The sequence below is a fragment of the Streptomyces fumanus genome (assembly GCF_014655295.1).
Lineage (GTDB): Bacteria > Actinomycetota > Actinomycetes > Streptomycetales > Streptomycetaceae > Streptomyces > Streptomyces fumanus.
Map to the genome: position 1 here is coordinate 285,255 of NZ_BNBI01000004.1, position 15,572 is coordinate 300,826.

The 15,572-nt window shown below is 71.2% G+C and carries 9 protein-coding genes; 5 read left to right on the top strand and 4 right to left on the bottom strand.

The genetic code is table 11. The features are described from left to right. The first annotated feature begins 95 nt into the window (after window positions 1-95). Window positions 96-1,067, top strand: a complete 972-nt coding sequence (locus tag IE316_RS10790) for a quinone oxidoreductase family protein (protein WP_190203989.1) — start codon at window positions 96-98, stop codon at window positions 1,065-1,067. 134 nt (window positions 1,068-1,201) lie between these two features. Here IE316_RS10790 and IE316_RS10795 read toward each other — a convergent pair whose 3' ends face one another. Then, the gene (locus tag IE316_RS10795) at window positions 1,202-4,351 is read right to left on the bottom strand and encodes a beta-glucosidase (RefSeq protein ID WP_190203990.1); all 3,150 of its coding nucleotides are present in this window, start codon (window positions 4,349-4,351) and stop codon (window positions 1,202-1,204) included. A gap of 479 nt (window positions 4,352-4,830) precedes the next feature. Then, a complete protein-coding gene (locus IE316_RS10800; RefSeq protein WP_190203991.1) occupies window positions 4,831-5,394 on the bottom strand; it encodes a TetR/AcrR family transcriptional regulator in 564 nt (187 codons plus the stop codon). Window positions 5,395-5,609: 215 nt separating this feature from the next. On the opposite strand from IE316_RS10800, the gene IE316_RS10805 reads away from it, so the two are divergent. The 3 genes from IE316_RS10805 to IE316_RS10815 all read left to right on the top strand — a co-directional run bounded on the left by IE316_RS10805 (window position 5,610) and on the right by IE316_RS10815 (window position 11,553). After that, window positions 5,610-6,680: an aldo/keto reductase gene (locus IE316_RS10805; RefSeq protein ID WP_190203992.1), complete on the top strand. Its 1,071-nt coding sequence runs from the start codon at window positions 5,610-5,612 to the stop codon at window positions 6,678-6,680. A 69-nt stretch (window positions 6,681-6,749) separates the two neighbouring features. Continuing rightward, the gene (locus tag IE316_RS10810; RefSeq protein ID WP_190203993.1) at window positions 6,750-7,496 is read left to right on the top strand and encodes an SDR family oxidoreductase; all 747 of its coding nucleotides are present in this window, start codon (window positions 6,750-6,752) and stop codon (window positions 7,494-7,496) included. Window positions 7,497-7,800: 304 nt separating this feature from the next. After that, window positions 7,801-11,553, top strand: coding sequence for an nSTAND1 domain-containing NTPase (locus IE316_RS10815; RefSeq protein ID WP_229910320.1), 3,753 nt, complete (start codon window positions 7,801-7,803; stop codon window positions 11,551-11,553). An 8-nt stretch (window positions 11,554-11,561) separates the two neighbouring features. Here the strand turns inward: IE316_RS10815 and IE316_RS10820 are convergent, their stop codons facing one another. Further along, a complete protein-coding gene (locus tag IE316_RS10820) occupies window positions 11,562-12,500 on the bottom strand; it encodes a LysR family transcriptional regulator (protein ID WP_190203995.1) in 939 nt (312 codons plus the stop codon). A 322-nt stretch (window positions 12,501-12,822) separates the two neighbouring features. Between IE316_RS10820 and IE316_RS10825 the strand changes: the two genes are divergently transcribed. Beyond that, on the top strand, window positions 12,823-14,013 hold the full coding sequence (locus IE316_RS10825) for a YncE family protein (RefSeq protein WP_229910321.1): 1,191 nt from the start codon (window positions 12,823-12,825) through the stop codon (window positions 14,011-14,013). Window positions 14,014-14,563: 550 nt separating this feature from the next. Here IE316_RS10825 and IE316_RS10830 read toward each other — a convergent pair. After that, window positions 14,564-15,457, bottom strand: coding sequence for an endonuclease/exonuclease/phosphatase family protein (locus IE316_RS10830; protein ID WP_190203996.1), 894 nt, complete (start codon window positions 15,455-15,457; stop codon window positions 14,564-14,566). Window positions 15,458-15,572 lie beyond the last annotated feature (115 nt).

Below are 15,572 nucleotides of genomic sequence, written 5' to 3' on the forward strand. Positions count from 1 at the left end.
GCAAGTACGGAGCTAGGGTGTAACCGGGGCCGTAGGCGCTCTCCAGGGGAAGCGCAGTGACCACCGGGGGGAAGAAGAGAAGGAGAACTCAGCACGTGAGCAGTACTTCGACCACATCGCGCGCCCTGTTCCTCGAAGAGTTCGGCAGTCTGCCGAGGCTCGGGGAACGCACCGTGCCCGAGCCGCGCCCCGGGTACACCCTTGTCCGGGTGGCGGCGGCCACCGCCGCCCATCTGGATCTCAACATCCTCGACGGGCAGTTCGGCATCCTGCCCGAGCTGCCGTTCGTTCCCGGCACTCAGGGCAGCGGCTACGTCCTCGCCTCGGACACCCACCCCGAGGGTGCCCTGGTGCGGCTGCGCGGTGAGGGGATCGGCCTCCACCGTGACGGCGCCTGGGCCGAGCACGCGCTCGTGCCGGACGCGGCCGTCGAGGTCATGCCCGAGGGCACCGACCCCGCGCTGGCCTGCGTCTACTTCTCCCCGGTCGGCACCGCCTGGGCGACCGTCCACACGATCGCCCAGGTACGGCCGGGGGAGCGGGTGCTGGTCACCGGCGCGTCCGGCGCGGTCGGTGCCGTGGCCGTGCAGCTCGCGGCGCGGGCCGGCGCGGAGGTGATCGGCGCGGTCGGCCGCCCGGCGAAGCTGCCGCACGTACCCGGCGTCGCCAAGGCGCTGCTCGCCTCCGACCTCTCCGAGGAGGCGATCGGCGGCAAGGTCGACGTACTGATCGACACGGTCGGCGGCACGATCCTGCGTGACGCCCTCACCCTGGTCCGCCCGCGTGGCCGGGCCGCGCTCCTCGGTTACACGGCCGGCCGTGAACTCACCCTGGACCTCGCGGACTTCTTCCTCGCCGACGTCTCCCTCCTGCCCGTGAACATGATGACCCGCACCCCGGAGGTCGCCCCCGAGGTGCTGCGCCTGCTGCCGGACCTGTCCTCGGGTGCGCTGACGCTGCCGTACGAGCGCTATCCGATGGACGCGCTCGGCGAGGCGGTGGAGCGGCTCCGCTCGGGTACGGCGGTGGGCAAGATCGTGCTCGACATGGAGTCCGCCGGCCGCTGAATGCGGGTGCTGTCCCGCCGCGGGACCGTGTGAAGGCCCCCTCCCGCCGGAGGGGGCCCTCGCGCTCGACAGGTCAGGACCGCGGCGACGCGGGGGCAGCCGAGACATCGGCCCCGGTGCGGCGGGCGGCGAGGTCAGTGTCCTCGGCGCGGCTCCTGGACCCGGCTCTTGGTCGACTCGACCACCGGGTCGAGATTCCTGAACTGCTCGGTGTAGGAGCCGACCGAGATGCCCTCGACCTTCCGCTCGGCGGCGAGCTGCTGGAACGACGAGCTCTTGGAGGCGGTGGTGAGGATTCGGGCGGCGCTGCGCTGGAGATCGCCCAGACGCATCGTGTAGCTGCTGTCGGCCGGATAGTCGCCGGCCAGGCTCACCGTGTAGGAGACGACCGGGGTGGTGGCGTCACCGGGGGTGGCGTACCGGACGTCCGAGACGGTGATCGCGGCCTTCTGGGCGGCGGTCAGCGCGGTGGACTCCAGCAGCGTCCGGACGGAACGGTAGGCGTCGTCGACCGAGGTGAACCCGGCGTCGGGCGTGTACGTCCGGTGGTTGATGGCGTCCACGGTGGTGGTGCCGGACAGCGGGGTCTTCGACAGGTCGGTCCTGCTGTCGACGGTGGTGGAGATCGTCGTCCCGCCGCCGGCGGCCAAGGTGAGCGCGCCGAGCCGGAAGCTGTAGCTGGGGGTACCGGTACTCTTGACGGTCCTCAGGTGGGCGGGGAGGCCGTTCAGGTCGATGACGGGTGCCGTCTTGACCGTCGCGTTGACGATGTCGGAAGGCTTCCCGCCGGGTTCGATCAGGTCGTTGCCCGCGTACATGGTGCCGGTCGCGCCGTGTGCACCGTCCCAGTCGCTCATCACGGTGCCCTGGAAGCCCCATTCACCGCGCAGCAGATCGGTGAGAAGGTCGTAGTCGCCGGACGCGTAGGTGTTGTTGATCTTGTTGTAGGAGCTCATCACGGCCATCGGCTGAGCGGCCTTCACCGCGATCTCGAAGCCCTTGAGCTCGATCTCGCGCATCGCCCGCTCGCCGACCACGGTGTTGCCGCCGCTGCGGCCGGTCTCCTGGTTGTTCCCGGCGAAGTGCTTGACCGTGACACCGGTGCCCGGATTGCTCTGCACGCCCTCGGTGGTGGCGGCGGCGGTGAGGCCGGAGACCAGCGGGTCCTCCGAGTAGTACTCGAAGTTGCGGCCGTTGAGCGGGTCGCGGTGGATGTTCATGCCGGGCGCCAGCCAGAGCTGGACACCGAACGCCTCCATCTCCTTGCCGATCGCCGTGCCGACCTTCCGGAGCAGGTCCCGGTCCCAGGTCTGGGCGAGCAAGGTACCGATCGGGAAGGCCGTGGCGTACTGGTAGGTGGCGGGGGTGGTGGCGATCCGCTGGGTGAGGCGGAGTCCCGCGGGTCCGTCGGCGAGGGTCATGCCGGGGATGCCCAGGTTCTCGTAGGCGCCGGTGGTGTAGCCGGCGGCGCCGACGGCGGACGGAGTGGTGCCGCCCGCGCTGGTGCCCTCCACGAGGGTGGCGAGCTGCGTCACCGACAGGCCGGCGACGAACTGCTCGACGGAGATCCTGCCCTTGGCGACGTCGTACAGCGTGTTGGCGGGACTGGTCCTGACGTACTCGACCTTCTCACCGGTCTTCGCCCGGTAGGGGGCGCCGGTGCCCTCCCAGTTCTTCTGGTCCTTGTCCAGGTGGACGGTGGTCGAGGAGATCTTCGCCCCGTCGAGCGCGTGGTACGGGGAGGAGGCGTCGACGGTGACGTCCTGCTCGTACGGCGAGGCGTTGTGCTCGGTGCGGAACGACCTCGGTTCCAGGGTGATCCGCTCGGCGTCGGCGATCTCCTTCTTCTCACCGGAGTAGGTGTAGAAGTCGGCCGGGTCGGCGGCCAGTTCGCTCGCGGGTTTCCGGTCGGCCAGCTCGGTGTGGACCTGCTCGGTCACCACGCGCTCGGCCAGGGCGAGCCGGGCCGCGACATGGGTGTTCCGGGAGGAGTCGCCGACCCGGACCACGTAGTCGCCCGCGTCGAGGACGTAGGCGGCCCGGGACTCGTCGTAGGAGGCCAGCGAGGTGGTGTCGAAGCCGATGGTCACGGTCTGCGAGGCCCCGGGAGCCAGGTCGTCGGTCTTCGCGTAGCCCGCCAGTTGCTGGTACGCCTTGTGCCGACCGGTCTGCGGGGCGGAGACGTACACCTGCACCACCTGGCTGCCGCTGTAGCGCCTGCCGGTGTTGGTGACCTCCGCGGTGACCCTCACCTGCCGCGCGTCCGCGGTGACCTGCCGCACCCGGATGTCGAAGCCGGTGTACGAACCTCCGTAACCGAAGGGGTAATTGACGACGGAGGCGGGGTCGGGGGCGAGGCGGCGGTAGAAGCTGTCGAAGTAGCGGTAGCCGACGTAGATGCCCTCGCTGTACTCCTCGGTGGTGGAGTTGCCGTCGTTGTCCGCGAACGTCGCGGAGGCAGGGTAGGCGGAGTAGGACGACGCCCAGGTGTCGGTGAGCTTCCCCGAGGGGGTGACGGTTCCGTTCAGTACGTCGACCAGGGCGTTGCCGCTTTCCTGGCCGGCCTGGCTCATCAGCAGCATCGCGTCGAGCGCGAGGCCGCCGGACGGATCCTTCTCCGCCTTGTTGATCCGCTGGTAGAAGCTGGTGTCGATGACGCCGCCGGAGTTGATGACGACGACCACTCGCCGGTACGTGCGGCCCAGCAGTGCGAGGTTGGCGCGCTCGGTGTCGGCCAGCTCGTAGTCGCCCTTGCCGGACGAACGGTCCTTGCCCTCACCGGAGTTGCGGGCGATGACGTAGACGGCCGTGTCGGTCCGGGCCGTGGGCCGCGCGGTGTCGGCGGTGAGCGGCTGCTCCACCGAGGAGTAGTCGATCGTCGGGCCGAAGATGCCGCCGTCGGAGCCGATGCCGCCGTACTCGGTGTCGTAGGCGGAGGTCATCGCGGACCAGTAGGCACTGTCCGTGGTGATGGTGTAGCCGGCGTTCTCCAGACCCTGGCGGGCGGTGACCGTCGCCCGGTTGTTGACGGCGCCGGAGCCGGTGCCGCCCTTGACGGTGACGTAGGCGCCGACCCCGTACAGGGCGACGTTGCCGGACGACGCGATGGGCAGTGCCTGGGCGTGATTCTCCATCAGGACCATGCCCTGCTCCGCGGCGGAGCGGGACAGGGCCGCGCCGGCCCTTTCGAGTGCGCTCGGCGCGGGCTCGGTGGTGGCGGCTCCGGCGGGCACCGTCCCGCCGGTCAGCAGGGCCGAAACCACGACCGAGGCTGCGGCTGCCACGGTCGCTACGGTCACGGCTCGGGGCCGGGAATTTCTTCGTGGGGGGTTCACAGACAGCGTCCTCTCTGCCTTGTCCGGCCGGGAGCCGGACGCAGGAGGAGGCTAGGAGGCAGCTTTCGACGCGTCAATAAATGAAGGCGTTGTCCATCTCGTGGGGTTCGTCGGTTCACCAGTGGTACTCAAGGCTGGTTTCTGGATGCATCTGATGCACTCATCCGCTGCAGCCGTCGTCGGCGCTCGCATCCGGTCTGCTGTGCCGTGCCGTCAGTGGCAGAAGAAACGCATGGTCAGAGGCGTTCGGTGCGCTGTTCTCCGCCGTGTGCTCGGTTCGCTCCCATGGCTTCCCGGTGAATCGTGCACACCTGGAACGCCGACTCGGTGCCGCGCTTTTCCCACTCCTGTAGCCGATGCGTTCTTTTCTCGCGCCGGTCCGCTGAACGGACCAGTAATGTCGCACGCTGCCCGTTCGGAAAAGACGCTCAGCGGAGTCTGAGTCCGTCGACGACGACGTTCAGCATGCGGTGCAATTGAGGGCGCTGCTCCGGTGCGCCGGCGACGGAGAGCAGACCGGAGAGGATGGCACCCACCTCGACCGGGTCGATGTCGCCGCGTAGTTCTCCTGCTGTGGTGCCGGCTTCGAGCAGCATCGCCAGGATCTGCTGGACCTCGTCGCAGACCGGTCCGGTGCCGAAGCGGCCGGAGGCGCTCATGGCGACCAGCGCCTCGCAGATGCCGCGTCGCTCGCCGGCCCAGTCGGCGAACCGCAGCATCCACGCGTGGAGGGCCCGCGCGGGCGGTTCGGTGGCCAGCAGGGTGCGCGCCTCTTCACGCAGGGGCCGGATCTGGTCCCGGTAGACCTCTTCGACCAGGTCCTCCCGGGTGGGGAAGTGCCGGTACAGGGTGGCGTTCCCCACTCCCGCGCGCTTGGCGATCGCGTCCAGGGAGATCGCGCGTCCGGACGCGAAGGCTTCGGCGGCCGTGGCGATCAGATGCTCGCGGTTGCGCTGTGCGTCGGCGCGCAGGGTGCTGCGTCGAGGTGTCATGACCTTCGCCATCGTGAGGTGTCGGATGAGGCCCGGGAACGATTCGGGGACGTCCCCGGTTCAGTGTACGCTGAGGGAAACGGGGAGGTCCCCGGTTGCGGTGATCTCCGCCATCGCGTCAGCGAGACGGAAGGTCTGCCCTGCCCGCAGCGCCGGGCCTGCCCCGCCATCCGCACCCCTCGAACGCACGCGGCACACCTGACAGGAGAACCCCGATGGCACTCACTCTCGACACTTATCGGCTGCTGGGCCGTTCCGGACTCCGGGTCTCACCGCTGGCGCTGGGCACGGCGACCTTCGGCACCGAGTGGGGCTGGGGCGCCGAGCGCGACGAGGCGCGCAAGCTCTTCGACCGCTACACCGAGCTCGGCGGGAACTTCTTCGACACCGCCAGCACCTACACCAACGGCACCTCCGAGCGGCTGCTCGGCGAGTTCGCCCGCGCCGACCGCGACAAGATGGTGCTGGCGACGAAGTACTCGACGCTGCGCCGGCCCGGTGACCCGAACTCCGGGGGCACCCACCGCAAGAGCATGCTGGCGTCGGTGGAGGCCAGTCTGCGGCAGTTGAACACCGACCACATCGATCTGCTCTACGTGAACGTATGGGACTTCAGGACACCGGTGGAGGAGATCCTGCGGGGCCTGGACGACCTGGTGAGGCAGGGCAAGGTGCTGTACGTGGCGATCTCCAGCGCCCCGGCCTGGCAGGTGTCGCGCATGCAGGCGATCGCCGACCTGCGCGGCTGGTCGCCCCTGGTCGCCCTGGAGACCGAGTACAGCCTGATCGAACGCACCGCGGAGCGCGACCTGATACCGATGGCACGCGAGATGGGACTCGGCGTGGTTCCCTTCTCCCCGCTGGGCGGCGGGGTGCTCACCGGCAAGTACAGCCGGGCGGACCGGAACCCGGCGGACTCCGTCGTCGGCGAAACCGCCGGCAACCGCAAGAGCCTCAACGCCGCCCTCGGCTGGGTCACCGACCGCAACCTCGCCATCGCCGACGCGGTGAAGGAGGTGGCCGCCGAACTGGGCCGCACACCCGCCCAGGTCGCACTGGCCTGGACCCTGAACGCCCCGGGCGTGACGGCACCCATCATCGGCGCCCGCACCATCGCGCAGCTCGACGACAACCTGGGTGCCCTGGAGGTCGAGCTGACTCCCGCCCATCTGGCCCGCCTCGACGAGATCAGCGCCATCGACCTCGGCAATCCGCACGACCTGCTCGCCGGCGCGCACATCCGCGCGGTCACCACGGGCGACATGAAGATCGAGACCCGCGGCTGATGCGCCGCACGAACAGCGACATACCGCTATATCGACCCGTTGTCGATGAGGGAATGGAGCAACTTCCGTATGGGTGAGTACAGCGGCGGAAACGTGGTGATCACGGGTGGCAGCAGCGGGATGGGGCTCGCGCTGGCGGAACTGCTGGTGCGAGGCGGAGCCCGGGTGCTGATCACCGGTCGTTCCCAGGCCAAGCTCGACGCGGCACGCGAGCGGCTCGGCGAGAACGCCGTGGCCGTCCGGGCGGATGTGGCCGCCCTGCCCGACCTGGACCTGCTCGCCGGCCGGGTGAGGAGCGAGCTCGGCTCGATCGAGGCTCTGTTCGTCAACGCCGGTATCTCAGCCCTCACGCCCCTCGAGTCGACGACCGAGGACGCGTACGACGAGCTGTTCGCGATCAACGTCAAGGGCGCCTTCTTCACCGTGCAGAAACTCGCCCCGCTGCTCAGCGCGGGCGCCGGCGTCGTCCTCACCACCTCGATCGCGAACGTCATCGGCATGGTGGACACCAGCGTCTACGCGGCCGGCAAGGCGGCGCTGCGCTCGATGGCCCGTTCCTTCTCCCGCGAGCTGCTTCCGCGGGGAATCCGGGTCAACGCGATCAGCCCGGGCCCCATCGACTCGGGGATCCTGGAAACGATGAACCTGTCCGAAGAGGCCGCCGACCAGTTCCGGGCGGAGCGGACCGCGAGCAACCCCATGAAGCGCTACGGCACCGTCGAGGAGTTCGCCAAGGCGGCGGCGTTCCTCGCTTTCGACGCCACGTACACCACCGGCGTCGAGCTGGCCGTGGACGGCGGCGAGACCCAGCTCTGAGCCTCACCCGGGGATGCCGCCGGAAGGTGACGTGCGGCCGGCGCGCGCTGACCATGACGCGTGTGACCTCTGCTTCGCCGTGAGGCCCGGATGGTCCGGCCGGTGCCGTACGGCGAAGCAGAGGCACTCCCCCCGGGAGCGGGTTGTTCACCGCTCGTGTCACCGATTTCAGCGGGACGGGCATTGTTCAGCACGCGGTCGCGGCGGTCGAACAATGGCCGGAGGTGATCTCTGCGCGGGCCCGTCGGGGCGGATACGTTGCCTCCCGGGGCGGTTCCGAGGAAGCGGCGCAGGGGGGGGTGCGGTGGCCGGGCGTCCTGAGGCGCCGGTGGATCCGGGGGCGGGGCCGGTGCAGCGGCTGGCCTATGAACTGCGCAAGCTGCGCAGCGAGGCGGGCGGGGTCACCTACCGGGTGCTGGCGCAGCGGGCGGGGTACTCCGTCACGGCGCTGTCGCAGGCAGCCGCGGGTCAGCGGTTGCCGACCCTGCCGGTGGTGCTGGCCTACGCCGTGGCGTGCGGGGGCGATCCGGTCGAATGGGAGGCCCGGTGGAAACGGACCGTCGACGCGGTGGCCGCCGCCTCGGACCGTGCGGAAGACGGCACCGGGACCGGGACGGTGCCGCCCTACAAAGGGCTGGCGCGGTTCGAGGCGGAGGACCGGGACCGGTTCTTCGGCCGTGAGCGGCTGCTCACGGAGGTGCTGGAGCTGCTGCGCGGACGGCGGCTGACGGCCGTGTTCGGCGCCTCGGGCAGCGGCAAGTCCTCCCTGCTGCGCGCCGGCGTCATCCCCGCCCTGCGGCAGAGCCAGGACGCGGCGCTGCGCCCGGCCGTCATCCGCATCCTCACCCCCGGCGAGCACCCTGCCCGCACCCACGCCCGGCTCCTGGCCCCCGGGGAGCCAGGGTCCGAGTCCGAATCCGGCGGCGCGGACACCTTCGTGGTCGTCGACCAGTTCGAGGAGGTCTTCACCCTCTGCCAGGACGCGGGCGAGCGCTCCCGGTTCATCGACCTGCTGCTGGCCGCCTGCCATCCCGGGAGCCGGTTGCGGGTGCTTCTCGCGGTACGGGCGGACTTCTACGGCCACTGCGCCGGACACCCCCGCCTGGCCGAGGCACTGCGCGACGCCCAGTTGCTGGTCGGCCCGATGAACGCGGCCGAAGTGCGCGAGGCGATCGTCAAGCCCGCCGCGGCGGCCGGCCTGAGCGTGGAACGGGCGCTGACCTCCCGCCTGGTGGAGCAGGTCACCGGCGCGCCGGGCGGGCTGCCGCTGCTGTCGCACGTACTGCTGGAGACCTGGCGCCGCCGCCGCGGCAGAGTACTGACCCTGGCGGCCTACGAAGCCGCCGGCGGCCTGGAAGGTGCCGTCGCCCAGACCGCCGAGGAGGTCTACAGCCGCCTCACCCCGGTCCAGGCGGCCGCGGCGCGCCGGGTGCTGCTGCGGCTGGTCACCCCCGGCGACGGCACCTCCGACACCCGCAGACCCGCCCCGTACGCGGAAGTGCGGGACGCCGGCGAAGCGGAGGCCGCCCAGGTGGTGGAGGCGTTCCTCCGGGCGCGGCTGCTCACTCTGGACGAGGGCACCATCGATCTGGCTCATGAAGCACTGCTGAGCGCCTGGCCCCGCCTGCGGGCCTGGATCGAGCAGGACCGCGACCGTCTGCGCGCCCACCGCGGCCTCACCGAGGCCGCACGCTCCTGGGAGGAACTGGACCGCGATCCCGGCGCGCTGTACCGCGGCATCCGCCTGGCCGCCGCCCGGGATCACTTCGGCTCCGGGCGGTCGGCGGATCTCACCGCGGCGGAACGCGCGTTCCTCGACGCGAGCACGGCCGCGCAGGAGAAGGAAGAACGTGCCGCGGCCCGGACCGCCCGCCGACTGCGTCTGTTCACGGCGGCGCTCTCCGTCCTGGTGGTCCTGGCGGTCACGGCCGGACTGCTGGCCTGGCAGCAGAGCCGGGCCAGCGACCGGCAGCGCCGGGACGCCGACGCCGCGCGGCGCGCCGCCGTCTCCCGCGAGTTGGCCTCCCACTCCGCCGCCCTCATCGGCACGAACGTCGATCTCGCCGCGCTCCTGGCCGTACAGGCGTACCGCACCAGCCCCACGGCACAGGCCGCACAGAGCCTGTACGCCGCGGCGGCCGTGCCCTTGCGCCGACGTCTGACGGGCCATCAGGGCCCGGTGCTCTCGGTGGCGTTCCGCTCCGACGGCCGCCTGGTGAGCGCCGCCGACGACGGTACGCTGCGCCAGTGGGACGCCTCTGCCGGGCAGCTCCGCCGGACCGTTCCGGGCAGCGCCTACAGCGCGCCGAGGTTCGCCCCGAACGGCCGCCTTCTGGCCACGGCGGGTCTTGGCGGCGGAGTGGAACTGCGGGACACGGTCACCGGCCGCGTCCGCAAGCGGCTGGCCGTGCACGATCCCGACATCATGGCGGCGGCCTTCAGCCCGGACGGCCGCACCCTCGCCACGGACGGCCGCTCCGGTACGGAACTGTGGGACACGCGCACCGGCCGACGCCGCGCCGCCCTTCCCGCCCCCGCCCGCGCGACCCGCTCGGCGGCGTCGAGCCGCCCGGACACCGGCGCGGTCCTGTCCTGGGGGTTCAGCCCGGACGGCCGTACGCTCGCCACCGGCGGGAACGGGGTGGAGCTGTGGGACGCCCGCACCGGCCGGCACCTGAGGAGCCTGCCCGGACCGGTCTCCCCGGTCGACGCGCTGGCCTTCGGCCCCGACGGCCGTACGCTCGCCACCGGCAACGACGACGGGGTGGAGCTGTGGGACACCCGCACCGGCCGACGGCGCGGCGCACTGGCGCAGTACACCGGCCCGCTCTCGTCCCTGGCCTTCAGCCCCGACGGCCGCACCCTGGCCACCGGCAGCCACGATCACACGGTCCGCCTCTGGGACACCGGTTCCGGCCGCCTGGACAGCAGCCTGACCGGGCATACGGGCGCGGTCCTCACCCTGGCCTTCAGTCCCGACGGCCACACCCTGGCCACCGGCGGCGCCGACCGCACCATCAGGCTGTGGAACATGCCCGACAGCCCCTCCCGCACCCTCCTGTCCCGGCACCCCGGACAAGCAGTCACCGCGGTGTTCGCACCCGGCGGCCGCACCGTCGCCACCAGCAGCACCGGAGATGCGGCGGTGCGACTGTGGGACACCGCCACCGGACGTGTGCGGGCCGGCTTGCGCTGGCCCGGGAAGACGGACCCACCGGCCGTCGCGGCCTTCAGTCCCGACGGCCGGACCCTGGCCACCCTCAGCGCCGCACGCGGCATCGAGCTGTGGGACCCGGCCACCGGCCGACGCCGCAAGGTCCTGACCCAGTACACCGACAAGCCCTACGCCCTGGCCTTCAGCCCGGACGGCCGTTCCCTCGCCGCCAGCAGTCTCGGCCGCGGAGCGCAACTGTGGGACCCGGTCACCGGCCGTCTGCTCAGCAGCCTGACGGCGTCCGGCACCGCGGTGCCTGCCCTGGCCTTCAGCCCCGACGGCCGCACCCTCGCCACAGGCGGCACGGACGGTTCCGTGACACTGCGCGATGCCCGGGCCACGTCTCCCGGCCGGATCCTGACCGGCCACACCGGAGCGATCCTCGCCCTGGCCTACAGTCCCGACGGCCGCACCCTCGCCACCGCGGGCGAGGACCGCACGGTACGGCTGTGGGACCCGGCCACCGGACGCACCCGAGGCACCCTGCCCGGACACACCGCACCCGTCGACGCCCTGGCTTTCAGCCCCGACGGCCGCACCCTCGCCACCGCGGGCGAGGACCACACCGTACGGCTGTGGGACCCGGCCACCGGCACCGCACGGCTCACCCTCTCCGCCCACACCGCACCCGTCGACGCCCTGGCCTTCAGCCCCGACGGCCGCACCCTCGCCACCGCCGACGACCACAGCACCATCCGGGTCTGGAACGCGGCCCTCCCCACCCCCACCACGGCGATCAGCCGCATCTGCCGAGCCGTCCACCGCGACCTCACCGCGCAGGAACGCACCCTCTACCTACCGGACCACCCCGCCACCCCTCTCGGAGAACCGCACTGCTCCTGACGTGCGCGTCACGGGGGTGGAAGGCTGAGGGCGCGGCGCACGACGGAGCGCAGCCAGCGGTGTCCGCCGTCGGCGGAATGGCGCGGATGCCATGCCATGCCGATCTCCACCGGTGGCAGTGCCAGCGGTATCTCGATCAGGTGCAGGCCGAGGGTCACGGCCACGTCCGCGAACGGGCAGGAACCGGCGTCGGTTGCGCTGACGGGGACGAGACAGACCAGGTCGGTCCGGGCGGCCAGGGTCATGGCAGCCAGATGGCTGGGCAGTACGGCCGCGACGCTCCGGCGCAGGTCCAGCCCGGCCAGCGCGGTGTCGATCGGTCCGGTGACGCGACCGCGGCGGCTGGCGATGACGTGGCTGGCGGCGGCGAGCCGGGCGGGGGTCAGGGGCTGCCGGGTGAGCGCGTGCCCTTTCCGGACGCCGAGGCTCATGTGCAGGGTGGTCAGGGGCTCGGCCCGGGTCTCCGGGTCGATGTGGTCGAGGACGCCGATCTCCAGGTCGATCCGTCCTTCCCGGAGCGCGGCGCTGCCTTCCAGTTCCTCGTCCCGGAAGCGGACCGACACCCCGGGCGCCTCCCGGGCCGTGATCGTCAGCAGCCGCGGCATCAGAGCCGCCGAGACCACGTCGGCGGCCTGGAGGCCGAACGTCCGGCGCAGCGTGGTCGGGTCCACGTCGGCGCCGGGCGTGAGCAGCGCGTTGAACCGCCGTACCACCGCCGCCACTTCCTCGCGCAGTTCCTGTGCGCGAGGGGTGGGCACCATGGCCTGCCCGGCGCGGACCAGGAGCGGGTCACCGAGCAGCCTTCGCAGCCGGCCCAGGGTGCGGCTCATCGCCGCCGGGGAGGTGTGCAGCCGTTCAGCGGCCCGGGTGACGCTCTGCTCGGCCAGTAGGGCATCCAGCGCGATGATCAGGTTGGCGTCGGTGATGTGACCGTTCATCAAGACCATTCATAGCCGATCCGGATGCGGACGCGATACGTCGCGGTGGGCGTCCTCGCGGTTGCGCGGCCGGCCGTGGTGCCGGGCCTGCCGGCGCAGGCACAGGAGGCAATGAGCCGGGCACTGTCTCGCGCGGTGCCGCCGGCCAGCGATGTTCCAGTACGCGCAAAGACCTCGTGCCCAGACGCCCATGGCGGCGGCCCCGCAGCGGGGCACACCATGGTGCCGATCGTTCCGGCGGCGGACACCGCCCGGACATCGGCCCCGTACTGGCTCAGTCGGGGCGGCTTCGGCGACTCCGCCGGACCTATCCCGGAAGAGGAGAAGGATCGTGACCAGCCGTAGGACTTTTCTCGCGGGTGCCGCGGGTGCCGCGGGCGCCGCGGCGGCCGCCGGTGTGGCTGCCGCCCCAGGCATGGCAGGCGCCGCCGACGCGGCACCGGCGGTTGCCGGGTCCCGTCACCGGCCCGGCCTGCCGCGTCGTGGCGACCAACTCGCCGTGGTCAGCCAGAGCGGCCCCACCGTCACCCTGTTCGACGCCGTCGACCACCACGTCCGGGCCGAGCTGACCCTGGACCGTGAACCGCACGAACTGTGCTTCGACGCCGAGCGCCGCCTGCTCTACTGCAGCCACCCGTACACAAGCGGCTTCTACGACAAGAACGACGGCCGGAACCACATTCTCAGCGTCATCGACCCGGATGCCGGCAAGGTCGTCGACATCATCGACCTGTCCCCCGAACACGGCCCGCACGGGCTCGTCCTCGACCCGGCCCGGCACCGGCTGTACATCAGCGTGGAGGGCAGCCCGTCCCGCCCAGGAGGAATCCTGATCATGGACACCGCCACCCGCCGCGTGCTGGGCAGGGTCGACACCCTCGCTCCCGGACCCCACTGGTTCGCCGTCGAGCCCCGGAGCCTGCGAGCGTACGCGGCCAACAAGGAGGCGCCGTTCGTCACCGTGGTCGACTTGCGCACCGGTGCCCTCGTCCGCAAGGTCGAGGTCCCCGGAAGCGAGGGCATCTCGGCCGGCCCGGACGGCTCGATGGTCGCGGTGGTGAGCCCCAAGGCCGACCTGGGCCGTCTGACCGCACCGCCCGGACTGCGACTGATCGACACCGGGACCAGCGAGATCGTCCGGACCCTGCGCACCGAGCACGCCTTGACGCCGGTGCACTGGACGAGCACCGGCCTGCTGCTGGCCGGAGAGGTGCTGGAGGGACCGGACCCGAACAACCCCCGCGTCGACATGCCCGGCGGACGACTGCACGTGTGGGCCGGCAGGTCGGCGGCCACGATGGAGCACGTGGGCAGCGTGGAGGTCGGCGCCAATCCGCTCAACGTGATCACCACGCCCGACGGCGGCCGAGCCTATGTCTCCGCCATCGTCGACTCCACGGTGAGCGTGGTGGATCTGCGCGATCCGAGCCGGCCCGCCCTGCTCGACACCCTCTCGATCCCGCGCGCGGGCGCCTGGGGTGCCCACGGCCTGGCCTACGTCCCTGCCCGAAGCCGACGTTGATCCGGCCCGCCACAGCGGGCAGCCGCCGGTGCCGTGGCCGCCGCCGGACGTCTCGGCCGTGACGGACGGGTCGGCGTACGAGGTCTCGCACCTGTTCACGTACCCCCGGCTCGCGTCGTACTCGCGCCGGTGCTCGGCCACCGCCCTGCATCGCATGGCCGCGCCGTACGCTTCGTTTTCCTCGAACACCGGCTGCTTGCGTTACCGCGCGGGCCGCATCGAGCGCCGCCTTGTGCCCGACGCACAGCCGGGCGAGCGCCTCGCCGTCCCGCTTCACCAGCGCGTCGAGCAGTGCCGCCCTGGAAGGCACCATCCTCGTCGTACGGAGGACTCGCCCAACCCCATGAGCCCGTTCGTACGGGTGCCGGAGCGTGTCCTCGGTGGGGCGCGCGAAGGTGTGTCTGCCCTCGCCTGTCATCTCCGCGGCAGGGCGACGGGGGCGGTATACCGTAGGGCCGGTCCTCGCCACCTGGTGACGAGGACCGGCCTCTTGTGCGCGACGGACCGGACGGTTCTCACCGCCGCCCGTGCCGCACTTGCGGCCCTGCGCTCAGATCACCTTGCAGGGCTTTCGGGAAGCCGGCCCGGCGGTCACGTCACTGACCACGACCCGATGGTCGTTGTTCGGTGTGTTGCCCAGCCAGCACTGCTTGGTCTTCACCGCGCCGCGGGACAGGAGATAGTCGAATTTCTTGCCCACACCGACCTGCGTCCCGTTGCACCGGCGATCGTAGCTCTGTCCGCAGTACGGGTCGGCATCCCGGAAGCCGTTCGCCCAGACCGGCGCCATCTCCCAGTAGTAGAGCGGCATCTGCGGCGGCTTCGGTGCAGTCCACGGCTGCGCGTTGAGGTCACCGGCAATGATCGAGTTCGGCGTACCCGGGACGAGCTCCGACAACTGCAGGAGCTGCGAATGGCGCAGATCGGCATCTGCCCCGTCACTGAGCTGCGTGTTGAAGATACGGACCTTCTTTCCCGCCAGACGCGTCTGGAACATCATGAACTTCCGCCGCTCGAGTCCGTCGGCTTCGCGGTAGAGCGCGGTTTCCGGGGCCACATCGATCTTGGTGCCCTTCGCGACCAGAATCGCCTGCTCGAGCTGGCCGGTGCAGGCAGGGTCGTGCACCGGATCACCGAGGTCGGGCCAGTCGGAGTGGAAGACCTCGTACTCGAGATGCAATGGCTGTCGCTTCAGGATAGCGGCGGCTTCGTTCACCTCGTTCCGGCAGGATTCCTGCAACAGGACGATCTGCGGCTTGAACCGCACGATCTGGTCGACCAGGCGCTGTGTGGTGCCATTCAACTGGCCGTTGGAGTTCCAGGACATGATCCGATTCTTTTTGACCGATACCGCCTGCGTAGCGAGTGAGCCTCTCCCTTCCTCTTGTGCGGCGAACGCGGGCGTCATCACCCCGGCCGTCATGAGCAGCGCCAGTCCTGCCATTGAAGTGACAGAGCTGTGCCATGAACTCTTCATCCTTGTCCCCCTGTGAGTGGTGGCGCTCGCAATGGCCCGCGAGCCCGCAGCCCACGAAGATTTCGCCTGCGGAAGCGGCGGA

Coding starts and splice junctions, on each gene's coding strand:
- IE316_RS10800 (WP_190203991.1), bottom strand. CDS start 5,394: ATGACACCTCGACGCAGCACCCTGCGCGCCGACGCACAGCGCAACCGC.
- IE316_RS10805 (WP_190203992.1), top strand. CDS start 5,610: ATGGCACTCACTCTCGACACTTATCGGCTGCTGGGCCGTTCCGGACTC.
- IE316_RS10810 (WP_190203993.1), top strand. CDS start 6,750: ATGGGTGAGTACAGCGGCGGAAACGTGGTGATCACGGGTGGCAGCAGC.
- IE316_RS10820 (WP_190203995.1), bottom strand. CDS start 12,500: ATGGTCTTGATGAACGGTCACATCACCGACGCCAACCTGATCATCGCG.
- IE316_RS10830 (WP_190203996.1), bottom strand. CDS start 15,457: ATGGCAGGACTGGCGCTGCTCATGACGGCCGGGGTGATGACGCCCGCG.